This window comes from Burkholderia pyrrocinia (genome assembly GCF_003330765.1).
Taxonomy (GTDB): domain Bacteria; phylum Pseudomonadota; class Gammaproteobacteria; order Burkholderiales; family Burkholderiaceae; genus Burkholderia; species Burkholderia pyrrocinia_B.
The window spans coordinates 1,093,595-1,115,670 of record NZ_CP024902.1 but is presented as its reverse complement, the minus strand read 5'-3'; the positions used below and the strand labels follow the sequence as shown (position 1 = coordinate 1,115,670).

At 65.6% G+C, this 22,076-nt stretch carries 19 protein-coding genes and 1 other RNA gene; 8 read left to right on the top strand and 12 right to left on the bottom strand.

The window, feature by feature from the left end; genetic code table 11:
• Nucleotides 1-95: 95 nt before the first annotated feature.
• The 9 genes from CUJ89_RS05345 to gyrA form a co-directional block, all read right to left on the bottom strand.
• Entirely contained in the window at nt 96-419 is a 324-nt protein-coding gene (locus CUJ89_RS05345; protein WP_114176446.1) for an integration host factor subunit beta, read from the bottom strand.
• A gap of 22 nt (nt 420-441) precedes the next feature.
• Entirely contained in the window at nt 442-2,154 is a 1,713-nt protein-coding gene (gene rpsA / locus CUJ89_RS05340; RefSeq protein ID WP_114178493.1) for a 30S ribosomal protein S1, read from the bottom strand.
• A 142-nt stretch (nt 2,155-2,296) separates the two neighbouring features.
• Entirely contained in the window at nt 2,297-2,983 is a 687-nt protein-coding gene (gene cmk / locus CUJ89_RS05335; protein ID WP_048249628.1) for a (d)CMP kinase, read from the bottom strand.
• Nucleotides 2,984-2,996: 13 nt separating this feature from the next.
• Nucleotides 2,997-4,301 carry a 3-phosphoshikimate 1-carboxyvinyltransferase gene (gene aroA, locus CUJ89_RS05330; RefSeq protein ID WP_114176445.1) on the bottom strand — a complete coding sequence of 435 codons (1,305 nt, stop codon included), beginning with the start codon at nt 4,299-4,301 and terminating at the stop codon, nt 2,997-2,999.
• Nucleotides 4,302-4,314: 13 nt separating this feature from the next.
• On the bottom strand, nt 4,315-5,241 hold the full coding sequence (locus CUJ89_RS05325) for a prephenate dehydrogenase (RefSeq protein WP_114176444.1): 927 nt from the start codon (nt 5,239-5,241) through the stop codon (nt 4,315-4,317).
• Nucleotides 5,242-5,427: 186 nt separating this feature from the next.
• Entirely contained in the window at nt 5,428-6,510 is a 1,083-nt protein-coding gene (gene pheA / locus CUJ89_RS05320) for a prephenate dehydratase (protein ID WP_114176443.1), read from the bottom strand.
• Between the two features lie 33 nt (nt 6,511-6,543).
• On the bottom strand, nt 6,544-7,626 hold the full coding sequence (gene serC / locus CUJ89_RS05315) for a 3-phosphoserine/phosphohydroxythreonine transaminase (protein ID WP_114176442.1): 1,083 nt from the start codon (nt 7,624-7,626) through the stop codon (nt 6,544-6,546).
• A 172-nt stretch (nt 7,627-7,798) separates the two neighbouring features.
• Entirely contained in the window at nt 7,799-8,398 is a 600-nt protein-coding gene (locus CUJ89_RS05310; protein ID WP_114178492.1) for a DUF2059 domain-containing protein, read from the bottom strand.
• Nucleotides 8,399-8,481: 83 nt separating this feature from the next.
• Entirely contained in the window at nt 8,482-11,085 is a 2,604-nt protein-coding gene (gyrA, locus tag CUJ89_RS05305; RefSeq protein WP_114176441.1) for a DNA gyrase subunit A, read from the bottom strand.
• Nucleotides 11,086-11,618: 533 nt separating this feature from the next.
• On the opposite strand from gyrA, the gene ompA reads away from it, so the two are divergent.
• From ompA to ssrA, 4 genes are all read left to right on the top strand, one after another.
• Nucleotides 11,619-12,287 carry an outer membrane protein OmpA gene (ompA, locus tag CUJ89_RS05300; RefSeq protein WP_114176440.1) on the top strand — a complete coding sequence of 223 codons (669 nt, stop codon included), beginning with the start codon at nt 11,619-11,621 and terminating at the stop codon, nt 12,285-12,287.
• 151 nt (nt 12,288-12,438) lie between these two features.
• On the top strand, nt 12,439-13,137 hold the full coding sequence (gene ubiG, locus CUJ89_RS05295; RefSeq protein ID WP_114176439.1) for a bifunctional 2-polyprenyl-6-hydroxyphenol methylase/3-demethylubiquinol 3-O-methyltransferase UbiG: 699 nt from the start codon (nt 12,439-12,441) through the stop codon (nt 13,135-13,137).
• Nucleotides 13,138-13,150: 13 nt separating this feature from the next.
• On the top strand, nt 13,151-13,867 hold the full coding sequence (gene gph, locus CUJ89_RS05290; protein ID WP_114176438.1) for a phosphoglycolate phosphatase: 717 nt from the start codon (nt 13,151-13,153) through the stop codon (nt 13,865-13,867).
• Nucleotides 13,868-13,883: 16 nt separating this feature from the next.
• Nucleotides 13,884-14,253, top strand: a transfer-messenger RNA (tmRNA) gene (gene ssrA / locus CUJ89_RS05285).
• Nucleotides 14,254-14,425: 172 nt separating this feature from the next.
• Here ssrA and CUJ89_RS05280 read toward each other — a convergent pair.
• From CUJ89_RS05280 to CUJ89_RS05270, 3 genes are all read right to left on the bottom strand, one after another.
• Nucleotides 14,426-14,779: a DUF4148 domain-containing protein gene (locus CUJ89_RS05280; protein ID WP_114176437.1), complete on the bottom strand. Its 354-nt coding sequence runs from the start codon at nt 14,777-14,779 to the stop codon at nt 14,426-14,428.
• Nucleotides 14,780-15,159: 380 nt separating this feature from the next.
• Nucleotides 15,160-15,429, bottom strand: coding sequence for a hypothetical protein (locus tag CUJ89_RS05275; protein ID WP_114176436.1), 270 nt, complete (start codon nt 15,427-15,429; stop codon nt 15,160-15,162).
• A 101-nt stretch (nt 15,430-15,530) separates the two neighbouring features.
• The gene (locus tag CUJ89_RS05270; RefSeq protein WP_114176435.1) at nt 15,531-16,637 is read right to left on the bottom strand and encodes a substrate-binding domain-containing protein; all 1,107 of its coding nucleotides are present in this window, start codon (nt 16,635-16,637) and stop codon (nt 15,531-15,533) included.
• 131 nt (nt 16,638-16,768) lie between these two features.
• Between CUJ89_RS05270 and CUJ89_RS05265 the strand changes: the two genes are divergently transcribed.
• Genes CUJ89_RS05265 through CUJ89_RS05250 form a run of 4 tightly spaced genes read left to right on the top strand, consistent with a single transcriptional unit; the run spans nt 16,769 to nt 22,071 of the window.
• Nucleotides 16,769-17,269 carry an NAD(P)H-dependent oxidoreductase subunit E gene (locus tag CUJ89_RS05265; RefSeq protein ID WP_114176434.1) on the top strand — a complete coding sequence of 167 codons (501 nt, stop codon included), beginning with the start codon at nt 16,769-16,771 and terminating at the stop codon, nt 17,267-17,269.
• Entirely contained in the window at nt 17,266-18,843 is a 1,578-nt protein-coding gene (locus CUJ89_RS05260; RefSeq protein ID WP_114178491.1) for a formate dehydrogenase beta subunit, read from the top strand. The genes CUJ89_RS05265 and CUJ89_RS05260 overlap by 4 nt, the downstream gene beginning before the upstream one ends.
• A 17-nt stretch (nt 18,844-18,860) precedes the next feature.
• The gene (fdhF, locus tag CUJ89_RS05255) at nt 18,861-21,812 is read left to right on the top strand and encodes a formate dehydrogenase subunit alpha (RefSeq protein ID WP_114176433.1); all 2,952 of its coding nucleotides are present in this window, start codon (nt 18,861-18,863) and stop codon (nt 21,810-21,812) included.
• A 7-nt stretch (nt 21,813-21,819) separates the two neighbouring features.
• On the top strand, nt 21,820-22,071 hold the full coding sequence (locus CUJ89_RS05250) for a formate dehydrogenase subunit delta (protein WP_114176432.1): 252 nt from the start codon (nt 21,820-21,822) through the stop codon (nt 22,069-22,071).
• Nucleotides 22,072-22,076: the final 5 nt, after the last annotated feature.

Below are 22,076 nucleotides of genomic sequence, written 5' to 3'. Positions count from 1 at the left end.
TTGAGTCACGGTCGCCGGAAATGAAAAAAGCGCCCGCAAGGGGCGCTTTTCTTTTCAGCCTTCGCCGGACGGGTTCCGGGCAAACCGAACGACGCTCAACGCTCGTCGTCCGGATCGTCAGCCTTCAGCGGTTCACCGGCACGGCCGTCGACGCGTTCACGCAATTCCTTGCCAGGCTTGAAGTGCGGCACGAACTTCTCGGGCACCTGCACTTTCTCCCCCGACTTCGGGTTGCGTCCGACGCGCGCCGGGCGACGGTTGAGGCCGAAGCTGCCGAAACCCCGAATTTCGATGCGATGCCCTTTCGACAGGGCATCAGACATCGCATCGAGCATCGTTTTCACCGCGAAATCCGCATCCTTGAGGACAAGTTGCGGAAATCGCGATGCCAGCTGCGCGACCAACTCGGATTTGGTCATACTTCAGCAGACCTCGTGAGGCTTACTGGTTCTGGCCGTCGAGCTTCGCCTTCAGCAGCGCGCCGAGGTTGGTCGTACCGGTCGCAGCAGCGCTGGAGTCCGATTGCAGGCCGCGGATCGCTTCCTGTTGCTCGGCCGAATCCTTCGCCTTGATCGACAGGTTGATGCCGCGCGACTTGCGATCGATGTTGATCACCATCGCGTTGACCTTGTCGCCTTCCTTCAGCACGTTGCGTGCGTCTTCGACGCGATCCTGCGAGATTTCCGACGCACGCAGGTAGCCTTCGATGTCGCCCGTCAGCGTGATGACCGCACCCTTCGCATCGACCGTCTTCACGACGCCGTCGACGAGCGAACCCTTGTCGTTCATTGCAACGTAGTTGCTGAACGGGTCGCCTTCGAGCTGCTTGATGCCGAGCGAAATACGCTCCTTCTCGACGTCGATACCGAGCACGATTGCTTCGACTTCGTCGCCCTTCTTGTACTTGCGAACGGCTTCTTCGCCGGTTTCGCTCCACGACAGGTCCGACAGGTGGACCAGGCCGTCGATGCCGCCCGGCAGACCGATGAACACGCCGAAGTCGGTGATCGACTTGATTGCGCCCGTGATCTTGTCGCCCTTCTTGAAGTTGCGGCTGAAGTCATCCCACGGATTCGGCTTGCACTGCTTCATGCCGAGGCTGATACGACGACGGTCTTCGTCGATCTCGAGGACCATGACTTCGACTTCGTCGCCCAGCTGGACAACCTTCGACGGCGCAACGTTCTTGTTGGTCCAGTCCATTTCCGACACGTGGACGAGGCCTTCGATGCCCGATTCCACTTCGACGAATGCGCCGTAGTCGGTGATGTTCGTGACCTTGCCGAACAGGCGCGTGCCCGACGGGTAACGGCGCGAGATGCCTTCCCACGGATCGTCGCCCAGTTGCTTGATGCCCAGCGAGACGCGGTTCTTCTCTTGGTCGAACTTGAGGATCTTCGCGGTGACTTCCTGGCCAACCGACAGGACTTCGCTCGGGTGACGCACGCGACGCCATGCGATGTCGGTGATGTGCAGCAGGCCATCGATGCCGCCGAGGTCGACGAACGCGCCGTAGTCGGTGATGTTCTTGACCACGCCGTTGACGATCGCGCCTTCCTTCAGCGTCTCGAGCAGCTTCGCGCGCTCTTCGCCTTGCGTGGCTTCGATCACTGCACGGCGCGACAGCACGACGTTGTTACGCTTGCGATCGAGCTTGATCACGCGGAACTCGAGCGTCTTGCCTTCGTACGGGGTCGTGTCCTTGACCGGACGCGTGTCGACCAGCGAACCCGGCAGGAACGCGCGGATGCCGTTGACCATCACGGTCATGCCGCCCTTCACCTTGCCGGTGATCGTGCCGGTGACGAGTTCGTTGTTGTCGAGGGCCTTTTCCAGCGACAGCCACGATGCAAGGCGCTTCGCCTTGTCGCGCGACAGGATCGTGTCGCCGTAGCCGTTTTCGAGTGCGTCGATCGCGACGGACACGAAATCGCCCGACTGCACCTCAACCTCGCCCTGATCGTTCAGGAATTCCTCGATCGGAATGTAAGCCTCGGACTTGAGGCCTGCATTGACGACCACGAAGTTGTGGTCGACGCGCACGACTTCGGCGGAAATCACTTCGCCGGCGCGCATGTCTTGGCGGGTCAGCGACTCTTCGAACAGAGCCGCAAAGGATTCGGTATTCGGGGTGGAGGTTTGCAGGTCGGACATAAAAATCTGATTGTGCATGGATCGCTGTGCCACGCCGGCCGGAATGGCAGGCTGAAAGAGCCAGATCGAATACCACACGGGGTTAAGGGTTCGAAACACGCTCCGCGCTTGCGACGCGGAGCACCTACCGCTGCCCGCCTTCTCAGGCGGGCTGGCCGAGCGCCCGGTACCACTGCAGCACCTGGTCGACTGCTTCATCAACCGAAAGTGCCGACGTATCGAGCAGCCTGGCATCTGCCGCGGGCTTCAGCGGCGCGGCCGCGCGATTGCTGTCGCGCGCATCACGTTCACGAAGATCCCGGAGCAAGTCATCTATATTAGCAGAAAAACCTTTTTGCATCAATTGCTTATGCCGTCTGGTCGCGCGTGCCTCGGCGCTGGCCGTCAGGAACACCTTCAGCACCGCGTCCGGGAAGATCACCGTGCCCATGTCGCGCCCGTCGGCAACGAGGCCCGGCGTCTTGCGGAACGCACGCTGGCGCGCGACGAGCGCGGTGCGCACGGGCCCGTGAACGGCAATGGCGGACGCGCGGTTGCCGACCGCTTCGGCGCGAATGTCGTTCGATACATCGACGCCGTCGAGCTGCGCGCAGCCTTCGCGGAACGTGATATGGAGATCGTCGATCAGCTTCACGAGCGCGTCGATGTCCTCCGCTGCGATGCCGTAACGCACGCTGGCGAGCGCCGCAAGGCGGTACAGCGCGCCGCTGTCGAGCAGGTGGAAGCCGAGGTGCGCCGCGACGAGCGCCGCGACGGTGCCCTTGCCGGAAGCGGTCGGGCCGTCGATCGTGATGACGGGAGTCGGGTGAAAGGGTCGGGTCGATTTCATCGGAACAGTCGGGTCAGGCTTTTGCGAGCGCGGCGAAGCGGTCGAAATAGTCGGGGAACGTCTTGCCGACGCACTTCGGATCGTTGATCCGCACGGGCACGCCGCCCAGGCTGACGAGCGAGAAGCACATCGCCATCCGGTGATCGTCGTACGTGTCGATCGCCGCGTTCGGCGTGAGCGTTTCCGGCGGCGTGACGACGAGATAGTCGGGGCCTTCCTCGACAATCGCGCCGACCTTGCGCAGCTCGGTCGCCATCGCGGCGATGCGGTCGGTCTCCTTCACGCGCCAGCTCGCGATGTTGCGCAGCGTGCTCGTGCCGCTCGCGAACAGCGCGGCGACCGCGATCGTCATTGCCGCATCGGGGATCAGGTTGAAATCCATGTCGATCGGCTCGAGCTTGCCGTGGTCGTGGCCGATGCCGCGCACGTCGATCCAGTCGTCGCCCATCGTCACGTTCGCGCCCATCTGCATCAGCGCGTTCGCGAAGCCGACGTCGCCCTGGATGCTCGCGCGCCCCACGCCCTCGACACGCAGCGGGCCGCCGCCAAGCGCGCCGGCCGCGAGGAAGTACGATGCGGACGACGCATCGCCCTCGACCATGATCCGCCCCGGCGAGCGGTAGCGAACGCCGGCCGGCACGACGAAGCGCTGCCAGCCGTCGCGCTCGACGACCACGCCGAAGCGTTCCATCAGCCGGATCGTGATGTCGATGTAGGGCTTCGAGATCAGCTCGCCGTCGACCTCGACGACGGTCTTGCCATCCTTCGCCTTCACGAGCGGCAGCGTCATCAGAAGCGCCGTGAGGAACTGGCTCGACACGTCGCCGCGCACGCGGATCGGCGCGTCGACCGAGATCGTCGCGGGCTTGATCCGCAGCGGCGGGTAGCCTTCGTTCAGCTCGTAGTCGATCTGCGCGCCGATCTGCCGCAGGCCGTCGACGAGATCGCCGATCGGCCGCTCGTGCATGCGCGGCACGCCGTGCACGCGATAGTCGCCGCCGTTCACCGCGAGCGCGGCGGTCAGCGGCCGCACGGCCGTGCCCGCGTTGCCGAGGAACAGGTCGGCCGTCTTCGCGGTGAACGCACCGCGCGTGCCCGTGACGACGCAGGTGTCGCCGTCGCGCGCGAGCCTCACGCCGAGCTTGCCGAGCGCATCGAGCATCACGCGCGTGTCGTCGGAGTCGAGCAGATTGGTGATCGTCGTATCGCCTTCGGCAAGCGCCGCGAGCAGCAGCACGCGGTTCGAAATGCTCTTCGAGCCGGGCAGGCGCACGGTGCCCGATGCGCTGGAGTACGGGCCGAGATCGAGATAGTCCATGGGAATCGTCCTGTTATTTCTTGACCGGTTCGGCAGCGGGCTTGCCGCCACGCTCCTGCCATGCCTTGCGCGCAGCGCGCGAGCGCGTGAATACGGCTTCGAGCGCCGCGCCGTCGCCGGCGTCGATCGCCGCACGCAGCCGCGTGAGCACGCGCGTGTAGCCGTCGAGTTCGTCGAGCAGCGCCGCGCGGTTCGCGACGCACACGTCGCGCCACATTTCCGGGCTCGACGCCGCGATGCGCGTGAAATCGCGGAAGCCGCCCGCCGCGTACGAGAATTTCAGCTCCGCGTCCGCCTCGCCGAGGATCTGCTCGACGAGCGCAAACGACAGCACGTGCGGCAGATGGCTGATCGACGCGAACACGCGATCGTGCTGCCCGGTGCTCATCGTGCGAACGTCGGCGCCGGTCGCGCGCCACATCGCGTCGATCCGCGCGACCGATTCGGGCGGGTTCTCCGGCAGCGGGCACAGCACGACGTTGCGGCCGACGTACAGGTCCGGCAACGCAGCCTCGACGCCGCTCGACTCGCGACCGGCGATCGGATGCCCCGGCACGAACTGCGCGATCCGCGGCCCGAGCGCTTCGCGCGCGGCCGCGACGACATCGGACTTGGTGCTGCCCGCATCGGTGACGATCGTCGCATCGGCGAGCCACGGCGCGATGCGCGCGAGCAGCGGGCCCGTCTGCGCGACGGGCGCGGCCAGCAGCACGAGATCGGCACCGGCAAGCGCGTCGCGCAACTGCGCGTCGTCGTCGAGCGCCGCCGCGCGGTCGATCACGCCGAGCGACAGCGCGCGCTCGACCGATGCACGTGAGCGGCCCACGCCGACGATCTCGCCCGCGCCGCCCGGCGCGCGCTCGCGCAGCGCGCGAGCCAGCGATCCGCCGATCAGGCCGACACCGAAGATGACCAGTTTGTTGAATGCAAAGCCTGACACGACATGAGCCAAGTTACGCGCGCGGAACGACGCCCCGCACACGGAATTCCAGATTCCGGGCAACGGGCCCGCACCCGGCGCAACCTGCACCGGATGCCGCCCGAACCCGCCTTCGGCAGCGCCGACCGGCCTGCCCTGCCCGCCTGGCCGCAACGCCTGCGCGAGCAGGCGACGGGCCGCCGCGCATCAGCGTGCGCTCGGATACGAACCGAGTATCTTCAGGAACGCGGCCTTCTGGCCGAGTTCCGCGAGCGCGGCCGCAACCGCCGCATCGTCCCGGTGCCCTTCGATGTCGATGTAGAAGTAGTACTCCCACGTGCCGACGCGCGCCGGACGCGACTCGAAGCGCGTCATCGACACGCCGTGCCGCGCGAGCGGTTCGAGCAGCTTGAACACGGCACCCGGCTCATTCTTCACCGACACGATCAGCGACGTCTGGTCGTGACCGCTTTGCCCGGCCGGCTGCTTGCCGACGATCACGAAACGCGTGCGGTTGTGCGGATCGTCCTGGATCAGCGAGAACGCGATCTGCAATCCGTAGTGCGCGGCCGCACGGTCGCCCGCGATCGCCGCGACGGTTGGATCGGCCGCCGCGAGACGCGCGGCCTCCGCGTTGCTCGACACCGCCTGCCGCGCGAGCTGCGGCGCATTCGCGGCGAGCCACTGCTGGCATTGCGCAAGCGCCTGCGCATGCGCGCAGACGCGCTTCACACCGTCGAGCGTGCCGCCTTGCGTGAGCAGGTTGTGGTGGATGGGCAGCGCGAGCTCGCCGCTGATCAGCAGTTGCGTCTGCAGCAGCAGGTCGAGCGTACGCGACACGGCCCCTTCGGTCGAATTCTCGACCGGCGCGATGCCGAACGCGGACGCGCCGGCCTCGACCGAGCGGAACACCTCGTCGATCGACGGGCACGGCAGCCCTTCGATCGACTGGCCGAAATACTCGAGCATCGCCTGTTCGCTATACGTGCCGACCGGCCCGAGGAACGCGACGTGGATGGTCTGCTCGAGCGCGCGGCTCGCCGCCATGATCTCGCGCCAGATCGCGCTGATGTGCTCGCTCGCGAGCGGCCCCGCGCTCATGTCCTGCAGTCGCGCGATGACCTGCAGCTCGCGCTCCGGCCGGAACACCGGCGCGTTGAAATGCTTCTTGACCTCGCCCACCTCCAGCGCCACCGCGGCGCGCTGGTTCAGGAGCGCGATCAGCTGCGCGTCGATCGCGTCGATGCGATCGCGCAGCGGTTTCAGCCGGGAATTCAGTTCGTCGTCCATGCGTTTTGCCGTGCTGTTTGAACAGCGCCGCCGTCAGGCGCCGCGCTGCTCGAAGTCCTTCATGTACTCGACGAGCGCTTTCACGCCGTCGAGCGGCACCGCGTTGTAGATCGACGCCCGCATGCCGCCGACGGACTTGTGGCCCTTCAGCTGCAGCAGCCCGCGCGCCTTTGCGCCGGCAAGGAAGTCTTCATTGCGCGTTTCGTCGGCCAGGAAAAACGGCACGTTCATCCGCGAACGCGCTGCCGGCTCGACCTTGTTCAGATAGAAACTGCTCGCATCGATCGTGTCATAGAGCAGCTTCGATTTTTCGAGATTGCGGGCCTCGATCGCTTCGAGGCCACCCTGCCGCTTCAGCCACTGGAACACGAGGCCCGCGATGTAGATCGCGTAGGTGGGCGGCGTGTTGTACAGCGAGTTGTTTGCGGCGACGGTCTTCCATTCGAACGCGGACGGGCAGATCGACAGCGCGCGATCGAGCAGATCCTCGCGAACGATCACGACCGTCACGCCGGCCATCCCGATGTTCTTCTGCGCGCCGCCGAACAGCACGCCGTATTTCGCGACGTCCATCGGGCGCGACAGGATGTGCGACGAGACATCCGCAACCAGCGGCACGTCGCCGAGATCGGGAATCTCGAACGTCTCGACGCCGTCGATCGTCTCGTTGGTGCACAGATGCACGTAGGCCGGATCGTCCGACAGCTGCCATTCGGCGCGTACGGGCGCACGCGTGAAGCCGTCTTCCGTCTTGCCGGTCGCGGCGAGATGCGGCGTGCAGTACTTGCTCGCCTCGCCGAACGATTTCTGCGACCACGAGCCCGTCACGACGAAGTCGGCAGTCTTGCGCGACCCGAGCAGGTTCATCGGCACGATCGCGTTTTCCGCGATACCGCCGCCCTGCAGGAACAGGATCCGGTGGCTTGCCGGCACGCCGAGCAGGTCGCGCAGGTCGGTCAGCGCGGCCTCGTGAATCGACATGAACTCCTTGCCGCGATGGCTCATCTCCATCACGCTCATGCCGCTGCCGTGCCAGTCGAGCATTTCGCCGGCGGCCTGCCGCAGCACTTCCTCGGGCATCGCCGCAGGGCCGGCGGAGAAATTAAAGACGCGCATCGTGAAAACCTCGGGAGGGACGCGACCGGCGGCTTGCCGCCGCATGTCAGTTGCAAATGAGCCGCGCCAGAAAAGAAATGGCCGCTTGCGCTCTCGCGCAAACGGCCATTATCGCACTGTCGTCAGGCTCCCGCCAAACCCGGCCGAACGGCCGGGGGCGTGCCCGGACAGCTTACTTGCCCGGCTTGACTGCTGCGACTTCCTTGTCAGCCTGCGTGCGCGTCGCCTGAATCGCTTGCGGCATGTACTTCTGCATCAGGCCGTTGACCACGTCGCGGCCGACCTGATCCTGAACCTGGATGAACTTGCGACCCGTCGGGCTCTTGTAGAACGTCGTCAGATCCTTGATCTCCGACGTGCTGTAGTACTTCGCGTATGCGTCGTACTGAGCCGACATCGCGTCGTTCTGGAACTGCTGCGTACCGAACACCTTGCCCGCGCCGTCGACCAGCTTCGGCACCGCGTTCTTTTGCAGCGACGGAACGGCAGCCTGCTTCTGCTTGTCGTTCAGCGTCTTGTTTTCCGACAGCGCGTCCGACAGGATCGCCGGCACGAGCTGCTTGGCCTGCATCTCGGCGCTGTTGCCGATTGCCGACACGAGCTTCGGCGCGTCGATCGCGTCGAGCAGATCCTTGATCGCACCCTTCTTGTCGGCGTCGATCGGCGCAGCTGCCGCGGCCGGCGCCGGTGCGGAATTCGACAGCGCTTGCGCCATCGCGAACGTCGGCACCAGTGCAGCCAGCAGGACCAGTTGCTTGAATTGCTTTTGCATCATCACTCCCTTTTGGAAATATGAATGGTTGCTCGCCGGCCGCGGCGCTTCACGCCCGCGGCGGCCAGAGTCTCATCCGTTCTTCAGGCTTCGCCGTCCGACGCCTCGTCGGCCTCGCCATCACCCTCCTCGGCCTCCGCAACCTGCTGCAGGCCAGAGAGCTTGGTACCCTCATCGAGACTGATGAGTGTAACACCTTGCGTGGCACGCCCCATCTCGCGAACCTCGGAGACGCGGGTGCGAATCAACACGCCGGCCGTCGTGATCAGCATGATCTGATCCTCGGCGTCGACGAGCGTCGCGGCCACGACCTTGCCGTTGCGCTCGGACGTCTGGATCGCGATCATACCCTTCGTGCCACGGCCGTGACGCGTGTATTCGGCGATCGGCGTGCGCTTGCCGTAGCCGTTCTCGGTCGCGGTCAGCACGGTCTGCTCCTCGCTGCCGGCGACCAGCAGCGCGATGACCTGCTGCCCGTCCTCGAGCTGCATGCCGCGCACGCCGCGCGCCTCGCGCCCCATCGGACGCACGTCGTTTTCGTCGAAGCGCACGGCCTTGCCGGAGTCGGAGAACAGCATCACGTCGTGCGCGCCGTCGGTGATCGATGCGCCGATCAGATAGTCGCCGTCGTCGAGGCCGACCGCGATGATGCCCTTCTTCATCGGTCGGCTGAATGCCTCGAGCGGCGTCTTCTTCACGGTGCCGAGCGACGTCGCCATGAACACGAACTTGTCGGCCGAGAATTCCTTGACCGGCAGCACGACGTTGATCTTCTCGCCATCCTGCAGCGGGAACATATTGACGATCGGGCGGCCGCGCGAGTTGCGCGAGCCCTGCGGCACTTCATAGACCTTGACCCAGTACACGCGGCCGCGGTTCGAGAAGCACAGGATGTAATCGTGCGTGTTCGCGATGAAGAGCGTCTCGATCCAGTCGTCTTCCTTCATCTGCGTCGCCTGCTTGCCGCGACCGCCGCGCTTCTGCGCGCGGTACTCGGACAGAGGCTGCGACTTCACGTAGCCCGCATGCGACATCGTGACGACCATGTCCTGCGGCGTGATCAGGTCTTCCGTATTCAGCTCGGTGGCGTTCAGCTCGATCTTCGAGCGGCGCGCGTCGCCGAATTCGGCCTTCACCGACGTCAGCTCCTCGGTGATCATCGTCGTAATCCGCTCGGGGCGCGCGAGGATGTCCAGCAAATCGGCGATCTGCGCCATCACTTCGCGGTACTCGCCGATGATCTTGTCCTGCTCGAGACCCGTCAGGCGCTGCAGACGCATCTGCAGGATTTCCTGGGCCTGCGTGTCGGACAGCCGGTACAGCCCGTCGCCCTGCATCCCGAACGCGGGGTTCAGGCCTTCCGGACGGTACGCCGAGCGCCCGCCCGCCGCCGCGTTCTCGGATTCGGCGCGCGTCAGCATCTCGCGCACGAGCGACGAATCCCACGGCTTCGCCATCAATTCCTGCTTCGCGATCGGCGGCGTCGGCGCGGCCTTGATGATCGCGATGAACTCGTCGATGTTCGCGAGCGCGACCGCGAGGCCTTCGAGCACGTGGCCGCGTTCGCGGGCCTTGCGCAGTTCGTAGATCGTGCGGCGCGTCAGCACTTCGCGTCGATGCGACAGGAAGCACTGCAGGATTTCCTTCAGGTTCAGCAGCTTCGGCTGGCCATCGACGAGCGCGACCATGTTCATGCCGAAGGTGTCCTGGAGCTGCGTCGCCTTGTACAGGTTGTTCAGCACCACTTCCGGCACTTCGCCGCGCTTGAGCTCGATCACGACGCGCATGCCGCTCTTGTCGGACTCGTCGCGGATGTCGGAGATGCCTTCGAGCTTCTTCTCGTTGACGAGTTCGGCGATGCGCTCGAGCAGCGAGCGCTTGTTGACCTGGTAGGGAAGCTCGTCGACGATGATCGCCATCCGCTGGCCGCGGTCGATCTCCTCGAAGTGCGTGAGCGCGCGCATCACGACGCGGCCGCGGCCGGTGCGGTAGCCGTCGCGCACGCCGGCGACGCCGTAGATGATGCCGGCCGTCGGGAAGTCCGGCGCCGGGATGATCTCGATCAGTTCGTCGATCGTCGCTTCAGGGTTGCTCAGCAGGTGCTGGCACGCATCGACGACTTCGTTCAGGTTGTGCGGCGGGATGTTGGTCGCCATGCCGACCGCGATGCCCGACGAGCCGTTGATCAGCAGGTTCGGAATGCGCGACGGCAGGACCGACGGCTGCATTTCGTTGCCGTCGTAGTTCGGCTCGAAATCGACCGTTTCCTTGTCGATGTCGGCGAGCAGCTCGTGACCGATCTTCGCCATGCGAATTTCGGTGTAACGCATCGCCGCGGCGTTGTCGCCGTCGATCGAGCCGAAGTTGCCTTGCCCGTCGATCAGCATGTAGCGCAGCGAGAAGTCTTGCGCCATCCGCACGATCGTGTCGTAGACCGCGGTATCGCCGTGAGGGTGGTATTTACCGATCACATCACCGACGATACGCGCCGATTTCTTGTACGCGCGGTTCCAGTCGTTGTTCAGTTCGTGCATCGCGAACAACACGCGCCGGTGCACGGGCTTCAGGCCATCACGGACATCCGGGAGGGCACGTCCGACGATCACGCTCATCGCGTAATCGAGATACGAACGGCGCATTTCCTCCTCTAGGGAGGTGGGCAGGGTCTCTTTGGCGAATTGATCCATGTATCCGTATCGTTTCGGAGCGAAGACGGCGAACGCCTTTCGCGTGGGCGCTGCATGCGCAACGCAACGCGAGATTCTAACATGCGCCCATCAGCCGCCAATTCGCCTCCCCCTCTATATATAAATAGCGAAAATCGCGGCGGCGGTGAATCGACCGAAATCACACGCGACTCGACGTCGCGGACGATCGCACCATGCTTGTTTCACGCGCGCGAGTAAACAGCTGCATTCATCCGCGCAATTTCGCCGACACACTCTTGACAATTTCTAAAAGTTACGGCAGGCCGGTGTTGCGCATGCACCACAAACGTTGAGGCGATCTTAGGGTGGGGAGGATTTTTTTTCGTAGGAAGGGAACGATATGGCAAAATGCCAACGCACTGATGGTTAGACGCTGCTCGAAGTCTACACAGCACAGAGCGGTGCCGCGTTTTTTGTACCGCACCAATGTTATACTTCGAGCAATGTATGACTTGTCACCGTCAACAGGCTCGCAGTAAACCTGCGGTAATCTCAATTTCGAGAGGAGAAATATGAATAAACTTTCAAAGCTCGCGTTCATTGCAGCTACCGCAGTTATGGCTGCATCCGCTTCGGCACAGTCGGTGCCGGCGTCGCGTCAAGCCGTCAATGACAACTGGGTGAACGGCACGGGCGAATGGGTGTGGATGAACGGCACGAACGAGCTCTGCTGGCGCGATGCGTTCTGGACGCCGGCCACCGCCAACGCGAAGTGCGATGGCGCACTGGTCGCCCAGGCACCGCAGCCGCCGGTCGCTCCGGTCGCTCCGGCCATCACGAGCCAGAAGATCACGTATCAAGCTGACGCACTGTTCGACTTCGACAAGGCAACGCTCAAGCCGGTGGGCAAGCAGAAGCTGGACGAACTGGCTTCGAAGATCGAAGGCATGAACACGGAAGTGGTCGTCGCAACGGGCTACACGGACCGCATCGGTTCGGACAAGTACAACGACCGTCTGTCGCTGCGCCGCGCGCAAGCCGTGAAGTCGTACCTGGTCAGCAAGGGTGTGCCGGCCAACAAGGTGTACACGGAAGGCAAGGGCAAGCGCAACCCGGTTACGACTGGCTGCAACCAGAAGAACCGCAAGCAGCTGATCGCCTGCCTCGCACCGGATCGCCGCGTGGAAGTCGAAGTGGTTGGTACGCAAGAAGTCCAGAAGACGACCGTTCCGGCGCAGTAAGCCGCGGTTTTCGACTGCTTCAAAGCCCCGCTCCGGCGGGGCTTTTTCATTGATGCCCTCCGGGCGCTTGCTGGCCTCGTCGTCCGCCCGCTTATATACTCGGGGCTGACGCACCGTTGCACCGCCCTCCTTCCGTAGCCCGCTTGCCGACATGACCAACGCCGATCCGCACGAACTCCAGAAATTCAGCGACCTCGCCCATCGGTGGTGGGATCCGAATGCCGAATTCAAGCCGCTGCACGACCTGAACCCGGTCCGGCTCGGCTGGATCGACGCGCATGCGCACCTGGCTGGTAAGCGTGCACTCGACATCGGCTGCGGCGGCGGCATCCTGTCCGAGTCGATGGCCGGACTCGGCGCACAGGTGAAAGGCATCGACCTGTCGACCGAAGCGCTTGGCGTCGCCGACCTGCACTGCCTCGAAAGCGGCATCTCGGTCGACTACGAGGCCATCGCCGCCGAAGCGATCGCCGCGCGCGAACCGGGCTCTTACGATGTCGTCACGTGCATGGAAATGCTCGAGCACGTGCCGTCACCCGGCGATGTCGTCGCCGCATGCGCGACGCTCGTAAAGCCGGGTGGCTGGGTGTTCTTCTCGACGCTGAACCGCAACCTGAAGTCCTATCTGTTTGCAGTGATCGGAGCGGAGTACATCGCGCAAATGCTGCCGAAGGGCACGCACGACTACGCGCGCTTCATCCGCCCGTCGGAACTGGCCGGCTTTGTGCGCGCAACGGATCTGCACATCGTGGAGATCAAGGGCATCACGTATCACCCGATCGGCAAGCGCTTCGCGCTGTCGAACGACACCGACATCAACTACCTCGTCGCGTGCCGCCGCGGCGCGTGACCCTCCGACCGGCATGACGACTCCCCTTTCGACCGCGCGGGTCGCACTCGACGAACCGCGCCTGCTGCACTGCGATGCCGTGCTGTTCGACCTGGACGGCACGCTCGCCGACACGGCGCCCGATCTCGCGGCTGCCGTCAACAAGATGCAGCGCGGACGCGGCCTGCCCGAAACGCCGCTCGACGTGCTGCGGCCGCTGGCCTCGGCCGGCGCACGCGGCCTGCTCGGCGGCGCGTTCGGCATCGATCCGCAAACGCCCGGCTACGAAGCGATGCGCGACGAGTTCCTGACCAACTACGCGACGGATCTGTGCGTGCATACGGCGCTGTTCCCCGGCATCGGCGACGTGCTCGACGAACTCGATGCGCGCGGCGTGCGCTGGGGCATCGTCACGAACAAGGCAATGCGGCTCACGGCGCCGCTCGTCGATCTGCTCGGCCTCGCCCCGCGCGCCGCCTGCGTCGTCGGGGGCGACACAACGCCGCACCCGAAGCCGCATCCGGCCCCGCTGCTGCATGCAGCCGACCAGTTGACGCTCGCGCCCGCACGCATCGTCTACGTCGGCGACGACCTGCGCGACATTCAGGCCGGCAGCGCCGCCGGCATGGCGACGGTCGCGGCCGCGTACGGCTACTGCGGCGACGGCGCCGCGCCGGCCGACTGGCAGGCCCAGCATCTCGTCGACACGACGCAGGAACTGCGCGAACTGCTGCGCGATGTTGGGCTATAATGATTGATCTTACCGCGGGGGCGACCTGGTTTCGACAGGGGTTGTGAAGCGGCTAGGGCATGTCGAGGACCCGTCACCTCGTTAATCAATGGGAAAATCGTAACTGCAAACGACGAAACGTTCGCACTGGCAGCCTAAGGGCCGCCGTCCTCTGCCTAGTTCACTGACGGGCTAGTGTCGCAAGACCGGTAGCAATACCGCCAGAGGTCATTTACGTCAGTTAAGCCCTGTCGGCGTCGCGACACCAGGGTCGAAAATCTAGCGAATCGCCGTAGTGCAGCGTGTTCGTCCGCGTCGCTGCGGTTAAATCAAATGACTGAACTAAACATGTAGAACTAGTCGTAGAGCGCTTCTGGACGCGGGTTCGATTCCCGCCGCCTCCACCAAACACCGCGTTCGCCGCACGAACCCCGCATGACGCAAGTCTGCGGGGTTTTTTGTTGCCGGCGAAACGCACACGCCCCGCTCCTTCCGAAAAAGCGGCCCGCCCGGTTGCCACGGCCTCGGGCACGGCGCGTCGTCGCACCCGGCGCTCACGCACACCGGGCGATGCGCGGCTCAGCTGCCGCGATACAGCGACTTCATTTCTTCAGCGCTGGCCGGACGTACGCCCATTGCACGCGAACCCGATGCCGATGCGCCCTGTGCCTGCGCACCGTACCCGCTGGCATCGGCACCTTGCGCTTGCGCCAGCGCACTGCGCTGCTGCTCCGCAACACGCGCCGTTGCGGCCTGGATCGCCTCCGGATAGTGCGGATCTTCGCCGCGGGCGGAGTTGTAACCGGCCTGCTGGAGCTGAACCAGTTCGGCGCGGACCTGCGCACGAGTGATCGCCGAGCCCGACTGGGCAAACGACACGACCGGGGCAACGAGAGCGGCAGCAACGACAACAGCTTGAACGAGCGACTTCATGATGACCTACCTCCAGATTTGTCTGTGTTCGCGGTGAACACCTTGTTCATCGCTGACAAACCGAAGTTTATGTAAGCTGATGCTTAAGAATAAGGCAGGTTTCCGGAAGGCATCCTTCCTGATTCGCGGGTTAACCCTAGATCGACTGCCGGACCGGCGAGGCGCAAACGCCGGCTTCGCCTGGCATCGCGTCGCGTAACGCCTCGCCAGAAAGCACGAGCCCCGCGAAGCGGCAACGCTTCGCGGGGCTCGAACAAAAATCAGAATCGCACGGGATTCGCGCAGTCGCCGGTCAGGCGGCCAAGCCGGTGCGTGGGCACATCGCCTGCCTGTCGAACCGGCGCCGCACGACCACGACGCAGACGCGCTTGCCCACGCGCTTACTGGCTATCCATCGGGCACTTCAGGTTACAGCCGTTCGGGTCGCCCAGGTCGCCCTTGCGGCGCAATGCCGACTTCTTGCTGCCCTGGTATTTCTGCGACGGCGCCGACGCCGCGAACGGCATCTGCGGATGCTCGTTCAGGCGAAACTGTTCGCTCAGGATGCCGCCGGGCACGCCCGGGGAATTCTGCGCAAACGCAAACGGCGAAGCGGTGACCAGCAGCCCCGCGGTCAACGCTGCCGCGGCGAGGGGAACGGAAAATTTCATGGCGGGATGACGCCTGAACGGCGTGCTTGTTGGAACGTTGATCAAGCGGCAAGCGTAGCGCAAATCCCCCGCTGCTGCAGCGCGGTTCGATCGCGTCCCCGTTACCGGGAATTGCCGTCCGGCACGCTCGTGCCGTCGCCGCCGGCCAGCCCCGTCGCGATGCTTGTAAGCGTCCCGCATGCGGCCGGATCGTAGCCGTCGAGATCGGCGACGCGCTCGACGAAGCGCGCGTCGCGCAGCAACGCCAGCACACCGGCGAGTGGCCGCACGTCGAGCCGCGCGCGTTCGCACGCGAAGTAATAGTCCTCGTCGACGACCGGGATGAAGTCGAGCCCGAAATGGTGGGCGGCCGGCTCGACGCCGAAGCCGAGATCGGCCATCCCGCTCGCGACGAATGCCGCGATCGCCGAATGCGTGAGCTCGGCCGACGCATAGCCATCGATGCGCTCGGGATCGATGCCGATCGCGCGCAGCGCGAGATCCAGCAGCATGCGCGTGCCCGACCCCGGCTGGCGGTTGACGAAGCGGATGTCATTGCGCGCGAGGTCCGCAAGCCCGCGGACCTGCTTCGGGTTGCCCCGCGGCACGAACAGCCCCTGCTGACGGCGCGTCAGGTGGATCAGCACGTGGCGCGTGTCGTCGAGCCACGGCCGGTAGATCTGCGCGCACTCCGCGCGAAACGCGCCGCGTGGCAGATGGAAACCGGCGAGGTCGCATTCGCCGCGTGCGAGCGCCTGCACGGCCTCCACGCTCTCGCGATACTTGATGTCGACGGCCGCCTGCGCATCGACGAGCGCGGAGACGAGCGTCGCGACCGCGTAGCCGTGCGACGCGTGGATGCGCACGGCGCCATCGCGCTGTGCGAGCCGCCGGTTGAGGTCGCTGGCCACCTCGGCCGCCAGCGTGCGCAGGTTCCCGTCAAGGCGGCTGCGCGCGAGGCGCTGCGCATCGACGACGGCCTGCCCGAGTTCCGACAGCGTCGATCCCTTGCCGCGCGCGGTTTCGATCAACTCCCCGCCGATGCACGCTTCCAGCGCACGCAGCATGCCCCACGCGTGCCGGTAGGACAGCCCTTTCGCTTGCGCAGCCTGCGCAATGCTGCCCGTGTCGGCCACGAGTTCCAGCAATGGCGCGACGTCAGACAGGCTGGCCGTGCGACCTTCCGTGTCGCGTACGGTCAGATACGCGTCGCATTCGATGCGAATCAATTATGCACTCCGATTTCCTATTGCGACCTCGAAATCTTCCGCTTATCGTTGGTCGAAATCAATCAGAACGAAGTCGCGATGCGCATTATATGAAGTTCGAGCGCATATGAGACTTTGGAGGAGCATAACCGATGTCCCCGAATTCCCATGCGCCCGACGCGCTCGTCGAGCGCCATGCGCGCGCCGGCCGGTCGCTCGTCGCGATCCTGCACGCGATCCAGGACGACGCGGGCTACGTGCCGCCGGGTTGCGTCGCACCGCTCGCCAGGGCGCTCAACCTGTCGCGCGCCGAAGTGCACGGCGTACTGACCTACTACCACCACTTCCGCACCGCGCCGCCCGCGCGCGTGACGATCCAGATGTGCCGCGCCGAGGCGTGCCGCAGCATGGGCTGCGAAGCACTGGCCGCGCACGCGGAAGCCCGCACGGGCTGCCGGTTCGACGCGGCGCACGGCGATGCCGCGGATGCGCACGCGCCGGACGCCGTCGCGCTCGAATCGGTCTACTGCCTCGGACTGTGTGCGCAGTCGCCGTCGCTGACGGTCAACGGCGTGCTTCACGCAAAGGTCACGCCGGAGAAATTCGACGCGCTGCTCGCCGATGCGGTTGCCCACACCCCGGAGGCCGCATGACGACCCGCATCTACGTTCCGCGCGATTCGTCCGCGCTGGCACTCGGCGCCGACGCGCTCGCCGCCGCGATCGCGGCTGAAGCCGAACGGCGCGGCGTCGCAATCGAATTGGTCCGCAACGGCTCGCGCGGGCTGCTGTGGCTCGAGCCGCTCGTCGAGATCGGCACGGCCGCCGGCCGCGTCGGCTATGCGAACCTGTCGGCAGCCGACGTGCCGTCCCTGTTCGACGCAAACTGGCTCGAAGGCGGCACGCATCCGAGCAGTGTCGGCCTCGTCGACGCGCTGCCCTATCTCGCACGCCAGCAGCGCCTCACGTTCGCACGCGTCGGCCTGACCGATCCGCTGTCGATCAACGACTATCTGCAACACGAAGGCCTCGCCGGCCTGAAGAACGCGCTCGCGCTCGACGGCGATGCCGCGTGCGAGACGCTGATCGAATCGGGGCTGCGCGGCCGCGGCGGCGCGGCGTTTCCGGCCGGCATCAAGTGGCGCACGGTCCGGCACGCGAGCGCCGCGCAGAAGTACATCGTCTGCAACGCGGACGAAGGCGATTCGGGCACGTTCTCCGACCGCCTGATCATGGAATGCGATCCGTACTGCCTGATCGAAGGGATGATCATCGCGGGCATCGCAACGGGCGCGACGGTCGGCTACATCTACGTGCGCAGCGAGTACCCGCACGCGATCGCGACGCTCGAAGCCGCGATCGTCCGCGCGCGCGAAGCCGGCTGGCTCGGCGAACGCGTGCTCGGCTCCGCGCATGCGTTCGAACTGCACGTCGCGAAAGGTGCGGGCTCGTACGTGTGCGGCGAGGAAACGGCGCTGCTCGAATCGCTCGAGGGCAAGCGCGGCGTCGTGCGCGCGAAGCCGCCGCTGCCCGCGCTCGCCGGCCTGTTCGGCCAGCCGACCGTCATCAACAACGTGATCACGCTCGCGACGGCGCCCGTGATCTTCGCGCGCGGCGCCGCGTTCTATCGCGACTATGGCATGGGCCGTTCGCGCGGCACGCTGCCGTTCCAGCTCGCGGGCAACATCCGTTATGGCGGCCTCGTCGAGCTCGCGTTCGGCGTCACGCTGCGCGAGCTGCTGTTCGACTTCGGCGGCGGCACGGCAAGCGGCCGGCCCGCACGCGCCGCGCAGGTCGGCGGCCCGCTCGGCACCTACCTGCCCGACCACCAGTGGGACGTGCCTCTCGACTACGAAGCGTACACGGCGATCGGCGCGGTCGTCGGCCACGGCGGCATCGTGTTGCACGACGACACGTCGAACCTCGCCGAGCTTGCCGAGTATGCGATGAAGTTCTGCGCGATCGAATCGTGCGGCAAGTGCACGCCGTGCCGGATCGGTTCGACGCGCGGCGTCGAGACGATCGCGCGCATTCGCCACGGCGATACGTCGGAGCGGCAAGCCACGCTGCTGCGCGACCTGTGCGACACGATGCTGGCCGGTTCGCTGTGCGCGATGGGCGGGATGACGCCCTACCCGGTGCTGTCCGCGCTCGATCATTTCCCCGAAGATTTCGGACTCGCCGCGGGCAAAGATGCCGCGTCGGGCCCGGTCAAGGCTGCGGCCTGACCCAGAAGGAGCCCTGCATGTCCCTCGACACCAACAACGTCCGCCAAGGCGGCTGCGGCTCGGGCCAATGCGCGTGCAAGAGCGCCGCCCAGGCGCGCGCCCGCGACCCGTTCGACGATACCGACTACGGCACGCCGCAGCGGCATGCCGATACCGACGTCACGCTCGAAATCGACGGCCAGCCGGTGACGGTGCCGGCCGGCACGTCGGTGATGCGCGCAGCGATCGAAGCCGGCGTCAACGTCCCGAAGCTCTGCGCGACCGATTCGCTCGAGCCGTTCGGCTCGTGCCGGCTGTGCCTCGTCGAGATCGAAGGCCGGCGCGGTTATCCGGCGTCGTGCACGACGCCTGCCGAAGCGGGCATGAAGGTGCGCACGCAGTCGGACCGGCTGCAGTCGCTGCGTCGCAACGTGATGGAGCTGTACATCTCCGACCATCCGCTCGACTGCCTCACCTGCCCCGCCAACGGCGACTGCGAGTTGCAGGACATGGCGGGCGTCGTCGGGCTGCGCGAAGTGCGCTACGGCTTCGATGGGGCGAATCACCTGCACGACCGCAAGGACGAATCGAACCCGTACTTCACGTACGATCCGTCGAAGTGCATCGTCTGTAACCGCTGCGTGCGCGCCTGCGAGGAAACGCAGGGCACGTTCGCGCTGACGATCACGGCGCGCGGCTTCGAATCGCGCGTCGCCGCGGGCGAAAGCGAATCGTTCATGGCTTCGGAATGCGTGTCGTGCGGCGCCTGCGTGGCCGCATGCCCGACGGCCACGCTGCAGGAAAAATCCGTCGTGCAGCTCGGGCAGGCCGAACACTCGGTCGTCACGACCTGCGCGTACTGCGGCGTCGGCTGCTCGTTCAAGGCCGAAATGAAGGGCACGCAGGTCGTGCGCATGACGCCGCACAAGAACGGCCTCGCGAACGAGGGCCACGCGTGCGTGAAGGGACGCTTCGCGTGGGGCTATGCGACGCACAAGGACCGCATCACGAAGCCGATGATCCGCGAGAAGATCACCGACCCGTGGCGCGAAGTGAGCTGGGAGGAAGCGCTCACCTACGCGGCGACGCAATTCCGCAAGCTGCAGCAGAAGTACGGCCGCGATTCGATCGGCGGCATCACGTCGTCGCGCTGCACGAACGAGGAAACCTACCTCGTGCAGAAGCTCGTGCGCGCCGCGTTCGGCAACAACAACGTCGATACCTGCGCGCGCGTGTGCCATTCGCCGACCGGCTATGGCCTCAAGACGACGCTCGGCGAATCGGCCGGCACGCAGACTTTCGCATCGGTCGGCCAGGCCGACGTGATCGTCGTGATGGGTGCGAACCCGACCGAGGGCCACCCGGTGTTCGGCTCGCGGCTGAAGCGGCGCGTTCGCGAAGGCGCGAAGCTGATCGTGATCGACCCGCGCCGCATCGAGGTCGTCGACGGCCCGCACGTGAAGGCCACGCACCATCTGCAGCTACGCCCGGGTACCAACGTCGCGATCGTCAACGCGCTTGCGCACGTGATCGTCACCGAAGGGCTCGTTGCCGACGCGTTCGTCGCCGAGCGCTGCGAGACGCGCGCATTCGAGCAATGGCGCGATTTCGTGTCGCGCGCCGACAATTCGCCCGAGGCGACCGCGGACGTGACGGGCGTGCCGGCCGAGCTGGTACGCGCCGCCGCGCGCCTCTATGCGACGGGCGGCAATGCCGCGATCTATTACGGCCTGGGCGTCACCGAACATGCGCAGGGCTCGACGACGGTCATGGGCATCGCGAACCTCGCGATGGCGACCGGCAACATCGGTCGCGAAGGCGTCGGCGTCAATCCGCTGCGAGGCCAGAACAACGTGCAGGGCTCGTGCGACATGGGCTCGTTCCCGCACGAACTGCCCGGCTACCGGCACATCGGCGACGAAATCGTGCGCACGCAGTTCGAACAAGCGTGGTCGGCCAAGCTGCAGCCGGAACCGGGGCTGCGCATCCCGAACATGTTCGACGCGGCGCTCGACGGCAGTTTCAAGGGGCTCTACTGCCAGGGCGAGGACATCGTCCAGTCTGACCCGAATACGCAGCACGTGTCGGCCGCGCTGTCGGCGATGGAATGCATCGTCGTGCAGGACATCTTCCTGAACGAGACCGCGAAATATGCGCACGTGCTCCTGCCGGGCTCGACGTTCCTCGAGAAGGACGGCACGTTCACGAACGCGGAGCGCCGCATCTCGCGCGTGCGCAAGGTCATGCCGCCGCTCGCGGGCTACGCGGACTGGGAAGTGACGCTGCTGCTGTCGCAGGCGCTCGGCTACGACATGCACTACACGCATCCGTCGGAAATCATGGACGAAATTGCACGGCTCACGCCGACCTTCTCGGGCGTGTCGTACGAGAAGCTCGACGCGCTCGGCAGCATCCAGTGGCCGTGCAACGAACACGCGCCGGAAGGCACGCCGACCATGCATACGGACGAGTTCGTGCGCGGCAAGGGCCGGTTCGTGATCACCAAGTTCATTCCGACGCCGGAAAAGGTCACGCAGCGCTATCCGCTGATCCTGACGACGGGCCGGATCCTGTCGCAATACAACGTCGGCGCGCAGACGCGCCGGACCGAAAACGTCCGGTGGCACGAAGAGGATCGCCTCGAGATCCATCCGCACGACGCGCAGGATCGCGGGATCCGGGCCGGCGACTGGGTCGGCATCGAATCGCGTGCCGGACATACGGTGCTGCGCGCGCTCGTGACGGAACGCATGCAGCCGGGCGTCGTGTACACCACGTTCCACTTCCCCGAATCGGGCGCGAACGTGATCACGACGGACAGCTCCGACTGGGCGACGAACTGCCCCGAATACAAGGTGACGGCCGTGCAGGTGATGCCGGTTGCGCAGCCGTCCGACTGGCAACAAGCGTACGCGCGCTTCAACGCGGAGCAGATCGACCTGCTCGAGCGCCGCGCGGCAGCGCCCGCCACCGTGACGTCAGGCAAGTGAGGCTGCGATGGACAATGGACACCTGATCGACATGGCCAACCAGATCGGCGCATTCTTCGAATCGATGCCCGATCGCGACGAAGCGCTGACCGGCATCGCCGAACATATCCGGCGCTTCTGGGAACCGCGGATGCGGCGTGCGTTTCTCGCCGCGCTCGACGATCCGTCGAGCGAAGCCGCGCAACGCGCGGCACCGATCGTGCTCGATGCGATCGCCGCGCACCGTGCATCGCTCGTGCCCGCCGCGGCGAGCGCCTGACCGCG